Origin of the sequence: Cellulomonas sp. WB94 (assembly GCF_003115775.1) — a bacterium.
Classification (GTDB): domain Bacteria; phylum Actinomycetota; class Actinomycetes; order Actinomycetales; family Cellulomonadaceae; genus Cellulomonas_A.
Map to the genome: position 1 here is coordinate 43158 of NZ_QEES01000007.1, position 18855 is coordinate 62012.

Here is an 18855-nt window from a genome sequence, read left to right on the forward strand (position 1 = left end):
CGGACCCTGCCGGCTACTTCTTCTCGGGGTCCTCGTCACCGCGTGCAGGAGGGAGAGAGGACAGGTCGTCGGGGACGTCGACGACGGTGTCGTCCGCACCATCCACGTCGTCGTCCGCTGCGTCGTCCTTGTCTGCGTCGTCCTCGTCTGCGTCGACCGGCGGCTCGATGACCTTGGCGATCGCCGCACGGAGCCACCGGGTCTGGCTGCCCGGGGTGGACTCGATCGTGATGACGTCGTCGTCGACAGCAACCACCGTGCCGAACATCCCGCTGCCGGTCATGACCTCCTGGCCGGGCGCGAGGTGCGAGCGGAAGTCCGCGGCCGCACGCTGCTGCTTGCGGGTGCGGCTCGACATGAGCCACATCGCGCCGAAGGCGATCAGGATGATGACGAGAAAGGGTGCGTTGTCCACGAGCGTGGGTCTCCGGATCTGCGGTGAATGTCGGGCCGAAGTCTAGGCGCAGCGGCTCCGAGTGCCTAACGTGCGGATCTGCCTACCGGTTCCCGATCAACCGAACAGCGACTCCGCCTGCGCAGGCGGTGTGAGGCCGAGGTGGACCCACGCCGCGGGCATCGCGATCCGTCCGCGCGCGGTCCGTCCGACCAGTCCCTCGCGGACCAGGAACGGCTCAGCGACCGTCTCGACGGTCTCGGGCTCCTCGCCGACGGCGACGGCCAGAGTCGTCAGCCCGACGGGTCCCCCTCCGAACCGGGTGCACAGGGCGGTCAGCACGGCGCGGTCGAGCCGGTCGAGGCCGAGGAAGTCCACCTCGTACACCTGGAGAGCGGCGCGGGCGGCGTCGAGCGACAGTGTCCCGTCGCCGCGCACCTGCGCCCAGTCGCGCACGCGGCGCAGCAGCCGGTTCGCGATCCGTGGCGTGCCGCGTGACCGCATCGCGATCTCGGGTACGGCATCCGGCGCGAGATCGACGCCCATGAGCCTCGCGGACCTCACGAGCACCCGCTCGAGCTCGTCGGGCGAGTAGAAGTCGAGGTGGCCGGTGAAGCCGAACCGGTCGCGCAGCGGCGCGGGCAGCAGACCGGCGCGGGTCGTCGCCCCGACGACGGTGAAGGGCGGCAACGACAGCGGGATGGCACTCGCCCCCGCGCCCTTGCCGACGATGATGTCGACCCGGAAGTCCTCCATCGCGACGTAGAGCAGCTCCTCGGCGGGTCGCGCGATCCGGTGGATCTCGTCGATGAACAGGACCTCGCCCTCGTCGAGCGACGACAGCACGGCCGCCAGGTCGCCGGCGTGCTGGATCGCGGGCCCGCTCGTGACGCGAAGGGATGCGCCGAGCTCGGCCGCGATGATCATGGCCAGAGTCGTCTTGCCGAGACCTGGAGGGCCGGACAGCAGCACGTGATCGGGTGCGCGGCCACGGCCGACCGCCGCCTGGAGCACGAGCGACAGCTGCTCGCGCACGACCGCCTGGCCGACGAACTCCTCGAGCCGGCGTGGACGCAGTGCGGCCTCGGCGGCCCGTTCGAGATCGTCCGCCTCGGGTCTCACGACGAAGTCGTCGACCTCAGGACCTGCGAGGGCGTCGTCAGCCACGGACGCCGCCCAGGGCGCGCAGCGCGGAGCGCAGGACTCCCGCGACCTCGTCGCCACCGACCGGACCCGTCGCGCCGTCGAGCACGCCCGCGACGGCATCCTCGGCGGCGCGCGCGGTCCAGCCGAGCCCGACGAGGGCATCGACGACCTGGGAGCGCCGGTCGTCCTGCTGTGCCGGACCGGCGTCGGGCGCCGACGAGGGTGCCCCGAGGCGGTCGGCGAGCTCGAGAACGATCCGCTGGGCGCCCTTGTGCCCGATGCCCGGCACCCGCTTGAGTGCCGCGAGGTCCTCCCCCGCGACCGCGCGGCGAAGGCCGTCGGGGCTGTGCACCGCGAGCATCGCGAGCGCGAGCCGAGGGCCGACCCCGCTCACGGTCTGCACGACCTCGAAGACCTCGCGCTCGTCGTCGTCGGCGAAGCCGAAGAGCGTCAGGGAGTCCTCACGGACGACGAGGGCCGTGGCCAGCCGAGCCGGCGCGCCAGGACGGAGCCCGGCGAGCGTCGCGGGGGTCGCATGCACGAGCATGCCCACACCGCCGACCTCGATCACCGCGGCGTCGAGCCGCACCGCCAGCACCGTGCCGCGCACCGACGCGATCATCGACGCCTCCTGTCACCTCAGAGTCTCCCCGGTCCCACCGGAGCACCCGAACACCTGTACGAGCCGCAGATACCGTAACAAGGACCGTCAGCCGCGTGACGCCCGACGCGCCGCCTGCTCGGCGCTGGCCCAGGCGCGCTGCGCCGCCGTGAGCGAGCCCGGCGCGCGCTGCGGCGCACCGAGCGCTCCGGCCGGGCGCCACAGGTGGCAGATCGCGAGCGCGAGGGCGTCGGCTGCATCGGCCGGCTTCGGCAGCTCGTCGAGCGAGAGGAGCCGGGCGACCATCGACTGCACCTGCAGCTTCTCCGCCCGACCGTTGCCGGTGACGGCCGCCTTCACCTCGCTCGGCGTGTGCAGCGCAACCGGGATCCGACGCCGGGCGGCCGCCAGCATCGCGATGCCGGCCACCTGCGCGGTCCCCATCACCGTGGACACGTTGTGCTGCGCGAACACGCGCTCGACCGCGACCGCGTCGGGGGCGTGCTCCTCGATCCACTCGTCGATCGCGGTGGCGATGAGCAGCAGTCGCTGATCCGCGTCGAGATCGGGGTCAGACCGTGCGACGCCCACCGCGACGAGCGCCACACGGCGCCCTGAGAGCCCGTCGACCACGCCCAGGCCGCACCGGGTCAGGCCGGGGTCCACTCCGAGCACGCGCACCGCTCAAGTCTCCCAGCGTGGTCGGATCCGTCCGGGAGGTGTCCGTTCCCGGCGCGGCGGCAGCGAGCTCAGTCGGCGTCGAGCTCCGCCATGACCTCGTCGGACGCATCGAAGTTCGCGTACACGTTCTGCACGTCGTCGGAGTCCTCGAGCGCGTCGATCAGGCGCAGGATCTTGCGGGCGCCCTCGGCGTCGACCGCGATCTGCGTCGCCGGGTAGAAGACGACGTCCGCCGACTCGTAGTCGATGCCCGCCTCCTGGAGCGCCGTGCGCACCTGGACCAGGTCGGTGGCCTCGGAGAGGACCTCGAAGGAGTCGCCGAAGTCGTTGACCTCGAGAGCGCCCGCCTCGAGCACCGCCTCCATGACGGCGTCCTCGGTGGTGCCCTCCTTGGAGACGATGACGACGCCCTTGCGGGAGAACAGGTACGAGACCGAGCCTGGGTCCGCCATCTGACCCCCGTTGCGCGTGAACGCGACGCGCACGTCAGAGGCCGCACGGTTGCGGTTGTCGGTGAGGCACTCGACGAGCACGGCGATCCCGCCGGTGCCGTAGCCCTCGTAGATGATCGACTGGTAGTCGGCGCCGCCGGCTTCCTGGCCCGAGCCGCGCTTGACCGCGCGGTTGATGTTGTCGATCGGGACCGACGACTTCTTGGCCTTCTGGACCGCGTCGACGAGCGTCGGGTTGCCGGCGAGGTCACCACCGCCGGTCCGGGCCGCGACCTCGATGTTCTTGACGAGCTTGGCGAAGAGCTTGCTCCGCTTGGCGTCGACGACGGCCTTCTGGTGCTTGGTGGTGGCCCACTTGGAGTGACCCGACATCGTTGGTGCCCCTTCGTCTCCGTCCACCACACCCCTGCGCACCCGGCACGCCGGGAGGTCCGTCAGAGGCTGTCGCGGACGATCTTCACGAACAATCGGTGCACGCGCATGTCACCGGTGACCTCCGGATGAAAGGAGGTCGCGAGCAGTGAACCCTGCCGCACCGCGACGATCCTACCGGCGGCTGGACCCGTCTCCACCCGCGCCAGCACGGTCGCGGCGGGACCGACCTCCTCGACCCACGGCGCCCGGATGAAGACCGCGTGCACGGGCTGCGTGGCGGTGTCCTCGATGCCGTCGATCACGAGGTCCGTCTCGAACGAGTCGACCTGGCGGCCGAACGCGTTGCGACGCACGGTGATGTCGAGTCCGCCCAGGGTCTGCTGGCCGTCGGCCGCCCCGAGCAACCGGTCGGCGAGCAGGATCATCCCGGCGCACGAGCCGTAGGCGGGCATCCCGGCACGCAACCGTTCCTGGACCGGCTCGAACAGGTCGAAGGCGCGCAGGAGCTTGTCGATCGTGGTGGACTCCCCGCCGGGAAGGACCAGGGCGTCGACCGCCGCGAGCTCCCTGGCGCGCCGCACGGGCACGGCGCCGGCTCCGCAGAGCTCCAGGGCGCGGGCGTGCTCGCGAACGTCGCCCTGCAGGGCCAGGACACCGATCGTGGGACTCACGCGGACATCCTAAGGACAGGTGGTCATCCCGTGACCGCGACGTTCGCCGCTCCGCGCGCGTCGGTGGTCGCGCCCCACCCGTGCACCAGGTCCGCGAGGCGGTCGAGTCCCTCGAGCAGACCCGACCGTTCGCTCGCGAGGGAGACTCGGACCATCCCCTCGGCACCCGCACCGAAGGCGCTGCCCGGCGACACCGCCACATGCCGCTCCGCCAGCAGCCGCACCGCGAAGGCCGTGCTGTCGTGGGTGGCCGCCGAGACGTCGACCATCAGGTAGAAGGCGCCGTCGGGCCGCACGCACGGAACCCCGCGCGCCTCGAGGAGCCGTACTGCGGCGTCCCGACGCTCGCGGTACGACGCGACCGCATCGGCCACCGCGACCTGCGGCCCCACGAGCGCGGCGAGCCCGGCGCGTTGGCTCACCGACGACGGGCACGCGACAGTGGCCTCCGCGAGCTGACCGAGCAGTGCCTGCACCTGCGGGTCGCGGGCGTGGACGTATCCCAGGCGCCACCCGGTCATCGCGTACGTCTTGGAGAAGCTGAAGAACGTCAGGACCCGTCCGTCGGTGTCGAAGGTCGCTGCGCTGACGTGCGGCACGCCGAAGGTGATCGCCTCGTAGCACTCGTCCGAGAACACCCACAGGTCGTGCCGGCGCGCCAGCGCCACGATCCCCGCGAGCAGCTCGGGCGGGTAGACGGCACCGGTCGGGTTGTTCGGGGAGCACACGACGACGACCCGGGTCTGCGGCGTGATCGACGCCTCGATGTCGGCGAGCGTCGGGACGAACCCGTTCATCGCGTGCGTCGGGTAGCAGCGCACCTCCGCGCCCGCCGCCACGGCCGCCATGCGCCAGTTGGGGAACTCCGGGTCCGGAAGCAGGATCTCGTCACCAGGGCCGGTCAACGCGTTCATCGCCATCGCCAGACCGCTCATGGCGCCGTGCGTGACGACGATGTCGTCCGGCGTCGCCGCCAGCCCGTTGACGGCCTCGACCTTGGCGGCCAGCGCCGCGCGCAGGTCGAACGCGCCGATGCTCGACGTGTACCCCGTGTGCCCGTTCCGTGCGTCGTGCGCCGCCGCATCGATCACGTGGGGCGCCGTGGGCACGTCGGGCTCGCCGAGCTCGAGCCGGATGGCCGTCGGGTCCTGGATCGCGAGCTCCATCAGCTCGCGGATCCCGCTGCGGTGCATGCGGACGACGGACGACGATGACGTTGGCATGCACGTCACCGTATTCCTCCCGCATGACGGCCGTGTTACCCGTCAGCCGCGCAGTGTGAGCGCCCGTCGCGCGGTCACAGGTGGCGGGTGATGCCGTCCCAGCGAGGCAGCAGCCCCTGCACCAGATCGGCCAGACCCAGGGGAAAGACCTCCTCCGTCACCAGGCGTAGCGCGTCGAGCTCCCACCACCGCAGCTCGTCGAGGACGTCCAGCTCCAGGTCGGTCCAGCCCTCGCGGCTGAGTGCCTGGTCGTCGTCCCGCGGGACGACCCGGGCCAGGAAGATCTCCTCGTCCTGCCGGCACGACTCCGCGAAGAAGTCGAACACCGCCGACCGCGTGAACACCGGTCCGACCAGCTCGGCCGGCGCCAGCACCAGACCGGTCTCCTCGCGGACCTCCCGGACCGCCGCGGACCGCGCGTCCTCCCCCGGGTCGATGCCGCCGCCGACGGTGAACCACCAGCTGCGCTCGGGCTGGTCGACGTCGTGCCCGCGCAGGAGCAGGAGCCGGTCGGAGTCGTCGAGCAGGATCACCCGCGCCGCCCGACGGAACCGCAGGCCGTCGGCGCCGAGCACCCACTCGGCACCGAGCCTCGACCCCGCGGTCGGCCCGCCGGGGGCATCCCGCGGCGGGCCCGCTGTCACCAGCCGCGCTCGGCGAGCCGGTGCGGGACGGGCAGGTCGGCGACGTTGATGCCCACCATGGCCTCGCCCAGCCCGCGCGAGACGTTCGCGATCACGTCGGGGTCGTCGAAGAACGTCGTGGCCTTGACGATCGCGGCGGCGCGCTGGGCAGGGTTGCCCGCCTTGAAGATGCCCGAGCCGACGAAGACACCCTCGGCACCGAGCTGCATCATCATCGCGGCGTCGGCCGGAGTGGCGATGCCACCCGCGGTGAAGAGCACGACGGGGAGCTTGCCCGCGACCGCGATCTCCTTGACCAGGTCGTACGGCGCCTGGAGCTCCTTCGCCGCGAGGTACAGCTCGTCCTCGGGGAGCGACGTCAGGCGGCGGATCTGGTCACGCAGCGTGCGCATGTGCGTCGTGGCGTTCGACACGTCACCGGTGCCGGCCTCACCCTTCGACCGGATCATCGCCGCGCCCTCGCTGATGCGCCGCAGCGCCTCACCGAGGTTGGTCGCACCGCAGACGAACGGGACGGTGAACGCCCACTTGTCGATGTGGTGCTCGTAGTCGGCGGGCGTCAGGACCTCGGACTCGTCGATGTAGTCCACGCCGAGGCTCTGCAGGACCTGCGCCTCGACGAAGTGGCCGATGCGAGCCTTCGCCATGACCGGGATCGAGACGGTGTTGATGATGCCGTCGATCAGGTCGGGGTCGCTCATGCGGGCGACGCCACCCTGGGCGCGGATGTCGGCGGGGACCCGCTCGAGCGCCATCACGGCGACAGCTCCGGCGTCCTCGGCGATCTTGGCCTGCTCAGCCGTGACGACGTCCATGATGACGCCACCCTTGAGCATCTCCGCCATGCCCCGCTTGACGCGAGCCGTCCCGACCTCGCCGGCGCCCTGGCTGTGCGAACCGAGGCCGTGCGAACCGAGGGTGGACTGAGTGTTCTCGCTGGTCACGCTGTGCCTCACAGATCAGGGTCGGGGCTGGGGGCCGGGCCCGCCGGACGCGCCCGATCCGTCCATCCTAGACTGCCGGATCGGCCCGCCCGGGGGCGTCGGCCAGTTGCCCGGGCCGTCCCAGCGCCTGCGGCCAGGCGTCATCCAGCTCGAGCGTCTGAGGGACAGGCGCCCGTCCGGCGAGCCGGAACGCACGCACCGGCCAGCCGCGGCGGACGCGCTGGGTCTGGGCGACGGCCTCGTTGTGGAACCGCCGCGCGAGCTGTGCGCGGTACCAGGCGTCGGCGAGGGCCGACACGAGCTCGTCGCCACCGAGCTCCGCGCGCATCTCGGTGACCTCCTGCGCGTCGTCGAGCGCCGCTCGCAGGGTCGACGACAGCTCGCTCTCGACGAGACCGACGTCGACCGGCGCCCTCGGCGGGCACTCCGGGTCCGGCGCGTCAGGAACCCCGCCGCCGAGCTCCGCCAGCTGGGCGGGCAGCTGAGCGAACGTCTCGACCGAGCTGCTCCCGGCCGCGACCGCTGCCCAGGCTGCCTCGCCCACGAGAAGCGAGCTCACCGGGTCCATGAGGCCGGACGCCGCGAGGTTGGCGGCCGCCGACGCGCGACGCAGCAGCTGGGCGTCCACGACCGCGCGGGACGACGCCACCTTGCGGTGGAGCCGGTCGAGCCGCGAGGCGGACACCCACAGCCGCCATCCGACCACCAGGACGACCGCGCCGACGACGACAACGATCTCGGACCAGCTCATCGGTCGTCACCCCGGCTCCGGAGGCGGTCGAGGTGCCATCCGCCGCGACGCGACGACGGGTCCTCGCGGACCGGCTCGACGCGACCGTCGACGACCATGTCGTAGACCGTCAGGATCTCGTGGCTCACCGAGGACCAGTCGTACCGGCGGACCGCGGACGTCGCCGTCGCGACCAGCTGCTCGCGCAGCGGGGCGTCGTCGAGCACCCGCAGGAGCGTGCGGGCCAGGTCGGCCGAGTCGCCGGTGCGGAACAGCACCCCTGCGGTGCCCTCCTCGAGCACGCGGCGGAACGCACCGAGGTCGCTCGCGACGACGGGGGTCCCGGCACTCATCGCCTCGACGAGCACGATCCCGAAGCTCTCACCCCCGGTCTGCGGTGCGCAGTACACGTCGACCGACGCCAGCAGGCTCGCCTTCTCCTCGTCGGTGATCCCTCCGAGGAACTCGACGGCCTGCGCAGCGTCGCCGATCAGCTCACGCGCCTCGTCGGGGCCGGTCTCACCACGCCCGGCGACGAGGAACCGCGTGCCGGGATGAGCGGCCAGCACCCCGGGCACAGCCCGGAGCAGAACCTCCAGGCCCTTGCGCGGCTCGTCGAGCCGACCTAGGAAGGCGACCGTCGGGGCGTCGGGGGTGCCGCGCCACCGGTCGTCGGGCCGGGCGCTCGTGAACGCCTCGACGTTGACGCCGTTGGGGATCACGACGGCGTCGCCACCGAGGTGCTCGACGAGCGTGCGGCGCGCGTCCTCGGACACCGCGATCCGCGCCGAGATCTTCTCCATCGACTGCCGGACCAGCGGGTAGGCCATCTGCAGCGGCCTCGACCGCACGAGCGACGTGTGGAAGGTCGCGACGATCGGTCCGTCCGCGATCCACAGTGCGAGCATGCCGAGCGACGGCGTCACAGGCTCGTGCAGATGCAGCACGTCGAACTCGCCCGCGATGAGCCAACGACGCACGCGAGCGGCTGTCACCGGTCCGAACGTCAGCCGGGCGACGGCGCCGTTGTACCGCACCGGCACGGCCCGGCCCGCGGAGGTCATGTACTCGGGGATCGGGGTCTCGTCGTCGGCAGGGGCGAGGACCGACACGGTGTGCCCACGCGCGATGAGCGCCTCCGCCAGGTCCCGGACGTGGAACTGGACTCCCCCCGGGACGTCGAACGAGTAGGGGCAGACGATGCCCACGCGCAACGGGCGGTCGCGGCCGGCGACGTCCTGGGCGCTCACGCGTCGTGCTCCTGCGCCGCGACGGTCGCGGCGTACCGGTCGGCGTCGAGATCGTCGACCCAGACCTTCTGCAGCATGTGCCAGTCCTGCGGATGCGCCGCGATGCCGCGAGCGAGCTCGTCGACCCAGGCCTGGGTGAGGACCTGGACCTGGTCGGCGCGCGTGCCCGACGTGGGCACCTCCAGGAGCTCGCCGAACTCGACGACGATGCCCCAGGGCGACCCCGCCGCGCGGCGCCGTGCGCCGTGCAGGCGCTCGTAGAAGATCGAGGTCCCGGCGACCCGTGCGCCGGTAGCCACCGCGAGTGCAGCGGGGCCTGCGGCCACTCGCGCGACCTCGCCGAACAGCGAGACCTCGACGCCTCGGGCCGTGAGGTCCCGGTCGGCGAGCAACGGGAGCAGACCCGAGCCGCCTCGGACCGCGCGCACGAGGTCGCGGAACACGTCGCCGCCGTTCTTCTTCAACGGGATGATCGTCAGACCCAACCGTTCACGCAGCCCGAGGAACTCCTGGAAGAGCTCCTCCGGCTCCAGGTGCTCCGCGACCGTGACGACCCTGGCGACGTGCGCCGTAGCCCAGGCCCCCGCCAGGTCCCAGTTCGCCAGGTGGCCGAGACCGAGCACGATCGTCTCTCCCGCGTCGAGCAGAGGGGCGTACCGCTCGAGCCCCGTCGTCCGCACGCGCGCCTCGATCTGGTCGCGCGTCAGCGACGCGATCGTGAAGGCCTCGCCGTAGTAGCGCAGGTACGAGCGCATCCCTGCCCTGCTCAGGCGCCTCAGCTCACGCGGCCGCAGGTCGGGACGCACGCGACGCAGGTTGGCCTCCAGCTGCCGGACGCCGCCGCCGCGAGCGACCCAGGCCGCGTCGGCGGACACCGCGCACAGCGCCCGGACGACCCCGCCGGGGACGTTGCCCGCGACGCGCAGCCCCAGGACGGCGAGGCGGCCCGTGTCCGGTCGCTTCACAGGGCGGCCCTCGACTGTCGGCGCACCGTGGCGACGCGCTGGCCGACCGTGACGGCGGAGGCGACGGCGAGAAGCGCGAGCACGACCGTGAGCACGACGACGGGCAGGCCGAGCCCGACCAGGAAGGTGCCGAGGAGCACGAGAACCAGGCGGTCGGCCCGCTCGGCGATGCCGACGGCCGCCGTCATGCCGAGGCCCTCGGCGCGGGCGCGGGCGTAGGGCACCACGGATCCCAGGACGAGGCAGGCAAGGGCAAGGACGGCCGTCGCACGGTCGTCACCGCGTCCGATGAACCACAGGACCAGGCCGGAGAAGATGGCCGCGTCCGCGAACCGGTCCAGCGTCGAGTCGAGGAAGGCACCCCAGGGCCCCGAGCGACCCGCGCGTCGTGCCATGACCCCGTCGAGCGAGTCGGTCAGGGTGAACACCGCGATCAGCAGGGCGCCTGCCAGCAGGTGGCCGGTCGGCACCAACCAGAGTGCCATGACGACGACGCCGACGGTGCCCGTGATCGTCACGGCGTCCGGCGACACGCCTCGACGGATCAGGAGGTCGGCGAGCGGGGTCCAGAGCGTCGTCATGAAGCTCCGCAGGCGATTGAGCACGCGGCGATCATCCCTTCGGTTCGGTGGGCCAGGCGGCAGCCAGCCGGGCCCGCGTGTCTGCCAGCAGCGCGGGCAGGGCCCGCGTCTGAGCGACGATCGGCAGGAAGTTCGAGTCGCCCATCCAGCGCGGGACGACGTGCTGGTGCAGGTGAGCAGCGATCCCCGCGCCGGCGACGTCGCCCTGGTTCATGCCCAGGTTGAAGCCCTGCGGCGCCATGACCTCGCGCAGGACGCGCATCGCGGTCTGGGTCAGGGCAGCGACGTCGGCGACCTCGTCCTGGGTCAGGTCCGTGTAGTCCGGGACGTGCCGGTACGGGCACACGAGCAGGTGGCCGGAGTTGTACGGGTAGAGGTTGAGCACGACGTACGCGGCCCGGCCGCGCGCGACGACGAGACCCTCGACGTCAGGCAGGGTTGGGATCCGGCAGAACGGGCAGCCCACGCCGGGCGCACTGTCGGACGGCTTGTCCTGGCCGCCGATGTACACCATCCGGTGCGGCGTCCACAGCCGCTGGAACCCGTCGGGCGCACCGGCGAACGCAGCGGCGTCGTCGAACTTCCCCACCACCTCGAGGTCGTCGTCCGCCCGGTCCTCGGTCGTCATCGCGCCCGCCTAGACCTGCGCATGGTCGCGGACGGCCGTGACGATGCGCTCGATCGCCTCCGCGACCGGCACACCGTTGTCCTGGCGGCCGTCGCGGTACCGGAACGACACCGCGCCACCCTCGGCGTCCTCACCACCGGCGATCACCACGAACGGCACCTTCTGGGTGCTCGCGGTGCGGATCTTCTTGCCGAAGCGGTCGTCGGAGTCGTCGAGCTCGGCGCGGATGCCGTGGGCACGCAGCTGCGCGACGACATCGGCCAGGTAGTCGTTGAACGGCTCCGCGACCGGGACCGCGACGACCTGGACGGGCGCCAGCCAGGCCGGGAAGGCGCCCGCATAGTGCTCGGTGAGGACGGCGAAGAACCGCTCGATCGAGCCGAACAGCGCACGGTGGATCATGACCGGGCGCTGCCGCGTGCCGTCGGCGGCCTGGAACTCCAGGTCGAACAGCTCGGGCAGGTTGAAGTCGAGCTGGATCGTGGACAGCTGCCACGTGCGCCCGATCGCGTCCTTGGCCTGGACGGAGATCTTCGGCCCGTAGAAGGCTGCACCGCCCGGGTCAGGCACGAGGTCGAGACCCGAGGCCACGGCGACCTCCTCGAGCGTGCGGGTCGCCTCAGCCCAGACCTCGTCCGAGCCCACCGACTTCTCGGGGTTACGGGTCGACAGCTCGAGGTAGAAGTCGTCGAGCCCGTAGTCCTTGAGGAGGTCGAGGACGAAGGTCAGCAGGCTCGTCAGCTCACCCTTCATCTGCTCCGGGGTGCAGTAGATGTGCGCGTCGTCCTGCGTGAAGCCGCGTGCGCGCGTCATCCCGTGCACGACGCCGGACTTCTCGTAGCGGTACACGGTCCCGAACTCGAACAGCCGCATGGGCAGCTCGCGGTACGAGCGGCCGCGCGCACCGAAGATGAGGTTGTGCATCGGGCAGTTCATCGGCTTGAGGTAGTAGTTCTGCCCGGCCTTGCGGATGTTGCCGTCGGAGTCGCGCTCCTCGTCCATCTGCATGGGCGGGTACATCGACTCCGCGTACCAGTCGAGGTGCCCCGAGGTGCGGAACAGCTGCTCCTTGGTGATGTGCGGCGTGTAGACGAACTGGTACCCCGCGTCGACGTGCCGCTGGCGCGAGTAGTTCTCCATCTCCTGGCGGATGATGCCGCCCCGCGGGTGGAAGACGGGGAGCCCCGAACCGATCTCGTCGGGGAACGAGAACAGGTCGAGCTCGGCACCCAAGCGCCGGTGGTCGCGGCGCTCCGCCTCCGCAAGACGCTCCAGGTGCGTGCGCAGCTCGTCCTTGGTCGGCCACGCCGTCCCGTAGACGCGCTGGAGCTGCGGGTTCTTCTCGCTCCCGCGCCAGTACGCCGCCGCGGACCGGGTCAGCTGGAACCCGTTCGCGATCAGACGCGTGCTCGGCAGGTGCGGGCCACGGCACAGGTCCTGCCAGGCGACCTCGCCACCGCGTCGGACGTTCTGGTAGATGCTCAGCCCGCCGAGCCCCACCTCGACCGAGGCGCCCTCGGCGTCGCCCGCGTGGCCCTTGAGCCCGATGAGCTCGAGCTTGTACGGCTCGTCGGCCAGCACGGTGCGCGCCTCGGCCTCGGTCACGTCCCAGCGGCGGAACGTCTGACCCTCCTTGACGATCCTCGTCATGGCCTTCTCGAGCGCCTTGAGGTCGTCGGGGGTGAACGGGGTCTCGACGTCGAAGTCGTAGTAGAAGCCGTCCGTGATGGGCGGGCCGATGCCGAGCTTGGCCGTGGGGTTGATCGACTGGACCGCCTGCGCGAGCACGTGGGCCGCCGAGTGGCGCAGCACCGCGAGGCCGTCGGGCGAGTCGATCGTGACCGCCTCGACGACCGCCCCGGCCGGCAACGGGAGGTACAGGTCGGTGAGCACGCCGTCGACACGGACGACCACGACGTCACGACGGTCGGAGTAGAGCTCAGTGCCCGTCGTCCCCGGCTCCATCGTGGTCGTGGTGCCATCGACGGTGAGGGTCATGGTCTCGGGCACGGCTGTTGTCTCCTTGCATCGGGTCCGCTCGTGACGGCGGACGCACCTGATGCTACCGAGACACAGGTCGCCGCCTGACGCGCCGCGGTTGAGCGAGGCGCCCGAGTCAGGCGCGGTCAGTGACGCGGCCTGGAACGAGAACGGCCCCTGGTCGCAGGACCAGGGGCCGAAACGGTGGGCGATACTGGGTTCGAACCAGCGACTTCCTCGGTGTGAACGAGGCGCTCTACCACTGAGCTAATCGCCCGCTGCGTCACTGAGCCTACCCGCGGCACCAGCGGCGTTCACAGCGACGTGGGGGCGGCCACCCTGTGGAACGATGGCCTGGCGACGACTCGTCACGACGACGTCGAGAGGATGCTACCCAAGGTCCGGCGATATGCCGAACCGGACGACGCAGGGCCTTCCGGGTGAACTGCGTCCACAAGGCAACCCATATGTCGTCCGGGCCTGCCATGATGTAGGCAATAGTCCGGCACCTATGAGGAGGACGGCGATGACGCAGCAGTCGTACGACGTCGTCGAGGTCGTCGCCATGCAGCTGATCAGCTCCGACGCGAGCGTGGTACCGGTCAGCACGGAGCTCTCGTTCCGCACCTCGGACCCCTACACGGTCCGTGCGGTGTTCACCGGACCTCAGACCATGTCGACGTGGCTCCTCGGCCGCGAGCTCCTCGTCCAGGGTCTGCTCGCCGTCGCCGATGACCCGGCGGGCACCGGCGACGTCCAGGTGTGGCGAGATGACGACCCCGAGTTCGCACTGATCTCCCTGAGCGGTGTCGAGGGCAGCGCGCTCCTCGCGGCTCCGACCGAGCAGCTCGAGGCGTTCCTCGCGCGGACCGAAGAGCTCGTCCCCCTCGGCGAGGAGAGCGACCGCATGGAGAGCGAGATCTCTGCGCTCATCGCGGCTCTCCTGACAGCCTGAGCCCTGCGTCAGCAGACAGCGGTCCGTCCCTTCGGGACGGGCCGCTCAGTCGTTCAGTGGCCGGCCGGTCGGACGGTGCCGATGGGTCTCACGGATCGACGTTCTCGGCACTCCGGGTCTCGAACAGGTGCCTCGCGGCCAGGCTGAGCTCACCGGGAACGACATCGCGCTCGTCGAGCGACACGACGGGGACGACATTGCGGATCGAGCCGCTCAGAGACAGGTGACCTGTCCCGGCGGCAACGGCGTCAAGGACCTCGAACGGCAGCTCACCGGCACGGGCCTCGCGCACGGGGAGCCCGTCCTCAGCGGCCCACTCGAGCAGCAGCTCGCGTGTGATGCCCGCCAGGCAGCCGCTCGCCAGGCCAGGAGTCACGAGCTCGCCACCACGCTCCACGAGCACGTTGGAGCCGGTGCCCTCGCAGAGCTCTCCGACCGTGTTGGCGAGCAGCGCCTCGTCGGCGCCGCGCCGGTACGCCTGGGCGAGCGCCACGACGTTCTCGGCGTACGACGTGGTCTTCAGCCCCGCGACCGCGGACCGCTCGTTGCGGACCCACGGCACGCGGACCACGCGGGCCACGGCGGAGCGGACCACGGGGCCGGCCAGGACCAGGACGGTCTGGCGAGCGGTGCCGGGCTCAGCCCTGTTCGAGCCCAGCGGGCCCGGGCCCGCGGTGACGGTGATCCGCACGCGCCCGACGTCGGGCCCCGCTGCGGCGAGGACAGCCTCGACGCCCGCCCGGATGGCGTCCTCGTCGGGGTCGGTCAGCCCGAGGCCGCGCGCGGACCTCGCGAGCCGCCGCAGGTGCCGGGTGAGCGCAAAGGCATGCCCGTCGGCGACGGAGCAGGTCTCGAAGATGCCGTCTCCCACGGTCAGGCCGTGGTCGACGGCCGTCACGACCGGGTCGCCAGGGCCGCAGAGCCGTCCGTCTGCCCAGATCACTATGCTCATCCCAGCAGTCTCCCATCGGCCGTGTCGCGCGTGTCGCCTGACGCGAGGGCGACGAGCCGACGGGCCTTCAGCTCGGTCTCGACCCACTCCGCGCTCGGGTCGCTCCCCCACGTGATCCCGGCGCCCGTACCGAACCTCAGCGTCCCGCCGCCCGGTCCGTCGGGGGTCCACCAGAAGGTCCGGATGCCGACGGCGAGCTCGGCCCGCACCGCACCGTCAGGTGCGACCTCCACCCAGCCGACCGCGCCGCAGTAGGGGCCCCGCGGAACCGGCTCGAGATCAGCGATCAGCCGCAGGGCAGCCACCTTCGGGGCGCCCGAGACAGAGCCCGGTGGGTACGTCGCCGCCAGGAGTCGAGGCCAGAGATCGGGTGAACGATCGAGGCCCGGCTCGAGCACCCCGCGCACCGTCGACACCAGGTGCACCAGCCCGGGGTGCTCCTCGACGCCCAGCAGCGTGGTGACCTCCACCGAGCCCGGCACGCACACCTGCTGCAGGTCGTTCCGGACGAGGTCGGTGATCATGACGTTCTCGGCCTCGTCCTTCGCCGAGAGACCCGTCACCGTCGTAGCTGTCCCCTTGATCGGGCTGGACGTCAGCGCGCCGTCCTCGATCCGCAGGAACAGCTCGGGTGACGCCGAGACGACCCAGACCGGCTCGAAGCCCGATCCGGCTGGGACGTGGATACCGCCTGCGAACGGAGCCGGGTTGCCAGTCGCGAGGACGGCGGCGAGTGCCTGCGCGTCGGGCTCGGCGTCGCCGCGCGGCAGCGGGGCGGCCAGGACCCGGCAGATGTTGGCCTGGTAGACCTCCCCTGCGCGGATCTCGTCACGAATGCGCGAGACAGCCCGCTCGTACCGCGCGCGGTTGAGCGACGACGTCCACGCCGCGGCCGACGGGCCGCGCCACACGCCGGCAGCGTCCTGGGGGTCGAGACAGCCGTCCGTCACGCGCTCGACCTGCGCGAACCGCCATGCGCGCACTCCCCCGTCGAACTGCCCCACCATGACCCAGAAGCCAGGCTCCGCGAGCCGTTGCGGCTGGGCCAGGACGTCGATGCACTCCACGACGCCGGACGCCCGGACGCCTGCGAACCACGCCTCGCTGCGGAGCGCACCAGTCGCCGCCGGGAGCGCGAACGACGAGGTGGGGGGCACAGCAGCCACCGTACCGACGCCCCTGCACGACGCGCCGCAGCGACGGCCAGTTGGACTCTCGACGAAAACGTCAGTTAGAGTTCGGGACGCACACGGAACGCCGGTGAGAACCGGGGGAAGTGTCGTGCGGACGTGGCTCAGTGGTAGAGCATCACCTTGCCAAGGTGAGGGTCGCGGGTTCGAATCCCGTCGTCCGCTCGGAGACAGACACTCCTGGCCGGTTGCCCTCGGGCGCCGAGAAGGAACTGGTGTCTCACGGTGGAGTGGCCGAGTGGCGAGGCAGCGGCCTGCAAAGCCGTATACGTGGGTTCGAATCCCATCTCCACCTCGAGGTTTGCAGTACCCGGGTCGATGCAGTGCCCCGGGGCGATTGGCGCAGCGGTAGCGCGCTTCCCTGACACGGAAGAGGTCACTGGTTCGATCCCAGTATCGCCCACCATATTTGTGCAGGTCAGAGGCCGTTTCGGAGTGATCCGGAACGGCCTTCTTGTACCCCCGTACCCCAACGCGTACCCCGATGGCGCTGACGGCGGACGTCGGCGGACATGCCTCAACGGTTGCACCGCGCTGGCCGGGGCGACTCCCCCGAATTGTCGGCGCAGGTCAGCGGCTCGTGGCCGCAAGACGCTGGCTGAGTGCGACCGGCCGGCTCGAGCGTCCGATTCGGGCCGAGGTGTGCCCTGCTACGGCACCCTGTGCCAGGGCCTGTCGCCGCGGGTTGGTGCCGGTCGCCCGGTCAGCTGGACGGCATAGGTCGGTCGTCCCGGGGCCGTGACGGGGCCGAGGTAGGTGTGCCCGACCATCCGGCACCATGCCGGTAGGTCGATCGGTGCGACCGGGTCGCTGGTCGTCAGGTGCACGACGGTCCCGGCGGGCAGCTTCGCCGCATGGTCGCGCAAGAGGATCAGCAGCCGCGCGCAGCCAAGGTCGCCCCCGTCGAGGTGATAGACGGGGTCCGCCGGGTCCATGTCCGTCACGCCTCAGGCGACGAGACCGTTGTAGGCGGCGCTCAGGGCGCGCGCCGCGGCATCGATGTGCTGCTGGGTCGTGCCGCGACCCAGCGAGAGGCGCAGGGTCCCGCGCGCGGCGGACGGGTCCACCCCCAGGGCGAGCACCGCGCTCGACGGCGTGTGGACGCCTGAGTGGCAGGCCGAGCCGGTTGCGGTGGCCACGCTCGGACACGCGTCAAGCACGTCCCAGCCCGCGACGTCGGGCAACATGACCAGCAGGGTGTTGGGCAAAGCGTCGCGGATCGGGGTGAGGCGCACAGCACCCGGGATCGCGCTGAGGAGGCGACGCCAGAGGTCGTCGCGCAGGGCGGCGGTGCGGGCGAGCTCGACGACCAGTCCTTCTCGCACGAGCGCGCACGCGGCGCCGAGGCCGACGATCCCGGCGACGTTCTCCGTGCCGGGGCGCAGCCCGTGCTCCTGCCCGGCCCCGCGCAGCACCGGCGTCAGGGGTGTGCCGGTGCGCACGAACAGGGCCCCCACACCCTTGGGGGCGTAGAGCTTGTGGCCCGCGATCGAGAGCAGGTCGACCCCGAGTGCGTCGACGTCGACGACGATCTTGCCGACAGCCTGGGCCGCGTCGGTGTGGACGAGGGCTCCGGCTGCGTGGGCGATCGCGGCGACCTCGGCGACGGGCATCAGGGCGCCGGTCTCGTTCTGGGCAAGCATCACCGTCGCCAGTGCGACGTCGGATCCCATGGCGGCCCTGAGCTCGGGCACGTCCAGGTGACCGCCGGTCGTGACGGGCACCGTGGTGACGTCCCAGCCGTGGGCGGCCAGGTGGGCCAAGGGCTGCACGACAGCGGGGTGCTCGACGGCTGAGGTCACCATGCGGCGCCGGTCTGGCGGTGCTGCTGCTGCGACGCCGCGCAGCGCGAGGTTGTTCGCCTCCGTGCCGCCGGAGGTGAAGACCATCTCCGGCGGCTGCGCTCCGATCAGGGCAGCGACCTGTTCGCGGGCGACCTCCACTGCCTCGGCGGCCCGGCGCCCCAAAGAGTGCGGGCTGGACGGGTTGCCGAACGCCTGGGTGAGATACGGCAGCATCGCGGCCAGCACCTGCTCCGCGACCGGCGTCGTCGCGTTGTGGTCGAGGTAGATCACGTCGTCGGTCACTGTCATCTCCTCAGCACGTCCGGCCGGGTCGGCGACGTGCACACGGCGTCAACCTGGCGCGATCTCCCACCGTCAGAACACCAGGACCTTGTCTGCGGCGATCGTCAGGTCTGCGAGCTCGTCCATGGTCGAGCGGTGCGCGTCGTCCGTGAGCAGCTCCTCGTTGATCCCGCGCGCGTCCATGCACGTGCCGCAGCACAGCACCGCACCACCGCTGCGCGGCACCGCGGCCAGCATCCGGTCGAGCCTGTAGTAGCCGTCCGGAGTCTTCTGGTTGCGCATCGCGACGGTGACGCCGTCGCCCATGAGGAACACGCTCACGACCTGGCCGTCCTTCTTGCTCGGGCCACCGCGAGGCGCACGGCGTTGTAGGTGGCGTCGGAGCCGTAGGCCGGGCCGTTGATGA

21 protein-coding genes and 4 tRNA genes are annotated in these 18855 nt (G+C 71.5%); 4 read left to right on the forward strand and 21 right to left on the reverse strand.

Going from position 1 to position 18855, the window contains the following annotated elements; translation table 11 throughout:
- Window positions 1-13: 13 nt before the first annotated feature.
- The 16 genes from yajC to DDP54_RS17440 form a co-directional block, all read right to left on the reverse strand.
- On the reverse strand, window positions 14-415 hold the full coding sequence (gene yajC, locus DDP54_RS17365) for a preprotein translocase subunit YajC (RefSeq protein WP_242448578.1): 402 nt from the start codon (window positions 413-415) through the stop codon (window positions 14-16).
- Window positions 416-511: 96 nt separating this feature from the next.
- Window positions 512-1561, reverse strand: coding sequence for a Holliday junction branch migration DNA helicase RuvB (gene ruvB, locus DDP54_RS17370; protein ID WP_242448579.1), 1050 nt, complete (start codon window positions 1559-1561; stop codon window positions 512-514).
- On the reverse strand, window positions 1554-2162 hold the full coding sequence (gene ruvA, locus DDP54_RS17375; RefSeq protein ID WP_109133252.1) for a Holliday junction branch migration protein RuvA: 609 nt from the start codon (window positions 2160-2162) through the stop codon (window positions 1554-1556). The genes ruvB and ruvA overlap by 8 nt, the downstream gene beginning before the upstream one ends.
- Before the next feature lie 87 nt (window positions 2163-2249).
- Window positions 2250-2822, reverse strand: coding sequence for a crossover junction endodeoxyribonuclease RuvC (ruvC, locus tag DDP54_RS17380; RefSeq protein ID WP_109133253.1), 573 nt, complete (start codon window positions 2820-2822; stop codon window positions 2250-2252).
- Between the two features lie 68 nt (window positions 2823-2890).
- Window positions 2891-3646 (reverse strand): YebC/PmpR family DNA-binding transcriptional regulator, encoded by a 756-nt coding sequence (locus DDP54_RS17385; RefSeq protein ID WP_109133254.1) that lies wholly within the window; start codon window positions 3644-3646, stop codon window positions 2891-2893.
- A gap of 62 nt (window positions 3647-3708) precedes the next feature.
- A complete protein-coding gene (gene pdxT, locus DDP54_RS17390; protein ID WP_109133255.1) occupies window positions 3709-4320 on the reverse strand; it encodes a pyridoxal 5'-phosphate synthase glutaminase subunit PdxT in 612 nt (203 codons plus the stop codon).
- A gap of 23 nt (window positions 4321-4343) precedes the next feature.
- Window positions 4344-5543 carry a pyridoxal phosphate-dependent aminotransferase gene (locus DDP54_RS17395; protein ID WP_109133256.1) on the reverse strand — a complete coding sequence of 400 codons (1200 nt, stop codon included), beginning with the start codon at window positions 5541-5543 and terminating at the stop codon, window positions 4344-4346.
- Between the two features lie 74 nt (window positions 5544-5617).
- Window positions 5618-6187 (reverse strand): NUDIX domain-containing protein, encoded by a 570-nt coding sequence (locus tag DDP54_RS17400; RefSeq protein WP_242448580.1) that lies wholly within the window; start codon window positions 6185-6187, stop codon window positions 5618-5620.
- Window positions 6184-7131 carry a pyridoxal 5'-phosphate synthase lyase subunit PdxS gene (gene pdxS / locus DDP54_RS17405; protein WP_277949615.1) on the reverse strand — a complete coding sequence of 316 codons (948 nt, stop codon included), beginning with the start codon at window positions 7129-7131 and terminating at the stop codon, window positions 6184-6186. Before pdxS ends, DDP54_RS17400 begins: the two co-directional genes overlap by 4 nt.
- Window positions 7132-7198: 67 nt before the next feature.
- Complete coding sequence (locus DDP54_RS17410; protein WP_109133259.1) at window positions 7199-7882, reverse strand: hypothetical protein; 684 nt, start codon at window positions 7880-7882, stop codon at window positions 7199-7201.
- Window positions 7879-9075 (reverse strand): glycosyltransferase family 4 protein, encoded by a 1197-nt coding sequence (locus DDP54_RS17415; protein ID WP_109133339.1) that lies wholly within the window; start codon window positions 9073-9075, stop codon window positions 7879-7881. Before DDP54_RS17415 ends, DDP54_RS17410 begins: the two co-directional genes overlap by 4 nt.
- 32 nt (window positions 9076-9107) lie before the next feature.
- The gene (locus DDP54_RS17420; RefSeq protein ID WP_197711480.1) at window positions 9108-10076 is read right to left on the reverse strand and encodes a phosphatidylinositol mannoside acyltransferase; all 969 of its coding nucleotides are present in this window, start codon (window positions 10074-10076) and stop codon (window positions 9108-9110) included.
- A complete protein-coding gene (pgsA, locus tag DDP54_RS17425; RefSeq protein WP_109133260.1) occupies window positions 10073-10681 on the reverse strand; it encodes a phosphatidylinositol phosphate synthase in 609 nt (202 codons plus the stop codon). Before pgsA ends, DDP54_RS17420 begins: the two co-directional genes overlap by 4 nt.
- 7 nt (window positions 10682-10688) lie before the next feature.
- Window positions 10689-11285, reverse strand: coding sequence for an HIT domain-containing protein (locus tag DDP54_RS17430; RefSeq protein ID WP_109133261.1), 597 nt, complete (start codon window positions 11283-11285; stop codon window positions 10689-10691).
- 9 nt (window positions 11286-11294) lie between these two features.
- On the reverse strand, window positions 11295-13283 hold the full coding sequence (gene thrS / locus DDP54_RS17435; RefSeq protein WP_109133341.1) for a threonine--tRNA ligase: 1989 nt from the start codon (window positions 13281-13283) through the stop codon (window positions 11295-11297).
- Between the two features lie 187 nt (window positions 13284-13470).
- A tRNA-Val gene (locus DDP54_RS17440) sits at window positions 13471-13542 on the reverse strand.
- A gap of 249 nt (window positions 13543-13791) precedes the next feature.
- Here DDP54_RS17440 and DDP54_RS17445 point away from each other — a divergent pair.
- The gene (locus DDP54_RS17445; RefSeq protein WP_109133262.1) at window positions 13792-14220 is read left to right on the forward strand and encodes an SsgA family sporulation/cell division regulator; all 429 of its coding nucleotides are present in this window, start codon (window positions 13792-13794) and stop codon (window positions 14218-14220) included.
- Window positions 14221-14308: 88 nt separating this feature from the next.
- Here the strand turns inward: DDP54_RS17445 and DDP54_RS17450 are convergent, their stop codons facing one another.
- Both DDP54_RS17450 and DDP54_RS17455 read right to left on the reverse strand, forming a co-directional pair.
- Window positions 14309-15172, reverse strand: a complete 864-nt coding sequence (locus DDP54_RS17450) for an aminotransferase class IV (RefSeq protein ID WP_109133263.1) — start codon at window positions 15170-15172, stop codon at window positions 14309-14311.
- Window positions 15169-16329: a chorismate-binding protein gene (locus DDP54_RS17455; protein ID WP_109133264.1), complete on the reverse strand. Its 1161-nt coding sequence runs from the start codon at window positions 16327-16329 to the stop codon at window positions 15169-15171. Before DDP54_RS17455 ends, DDP54_RS17450 begins: the two co-directional genes overlap by 4 nt.
- 126 nt (window positions 16330-16455) lie before the next feature.
- Between DDP54_RS17455 and DDP54_RS17460 the strand changes: the two genes are divergently transcribed.
- The 3 genes from DDP54_RS17460 (at window position 16456) to DDP54_RS17470 (ending at window position 16768) form a co-directional block, all read left to right on the forward strand.
- Window positions 16456-16527 (forward strand) — tRNA-Gly (locus DDP54_RS17460).
- Window positions 16528-16586: 59 nt separating this feature from the next.
- A tRNA-Cys gene (locus DDP54_RS17465) sits at window positions 16587-16657 on the forward strand.
- 36 nt (window positions 16658-16693) lie between these two features.
- A tRNA-Val gene (locus tag DDP54_RS17470) sits at window positions 16694-16768 on the forward strand.
- Between the two features lie 244 nt (window positions 16769-17012).
- On the opposite strand, the gene DDP54_RS17475 is transcribed toward DDP54_RS17470, so the two are convergent.
- From DDP54_RS17475 to DDP54_RS17485, 3 genes are all read right to left on the reverse strand, one after another.
- Window positions 17013-17297, reverse strand: a complete 285-nt coding sequence (locus DDP54_RS17475; RefSeq protein ID WP_109133265.1) for a sulfurtransferase TusA family protein — start codon at window positions 17295-17297, stop codon at window positions 17013-17015.
- 12 nt (window positions 17298-17309) lie between these two features.
- Window positions 17310-18449 carry a cysteine desulfurase family protein gene (locus DDP54_RS17480; protein WP_242448581.1) on the reverse strand — a complete coding sequence of 380 codons (1140 nt, stop codon included), beginning with the start codon at window positions 18447-18449 and terminating at the stop codon, window positions 17310-17312.
- 72 nt (window positions 18450-18521) lie between these two features.
- Window positions 18522-18770 carry a DsrE family protein gene (locus DDP54_RS17485; RefSeq protein WP_197711481.1) on the reverse strand — a complete coding sequence of 83 codons (249 nt, stop codon included), beginning with the start codon at window positions 18768-18770 and terminating at the stop codon, window positions 18522-18524.
- Window positions 18771-18855: the final 85 nt, after the last annotated feature.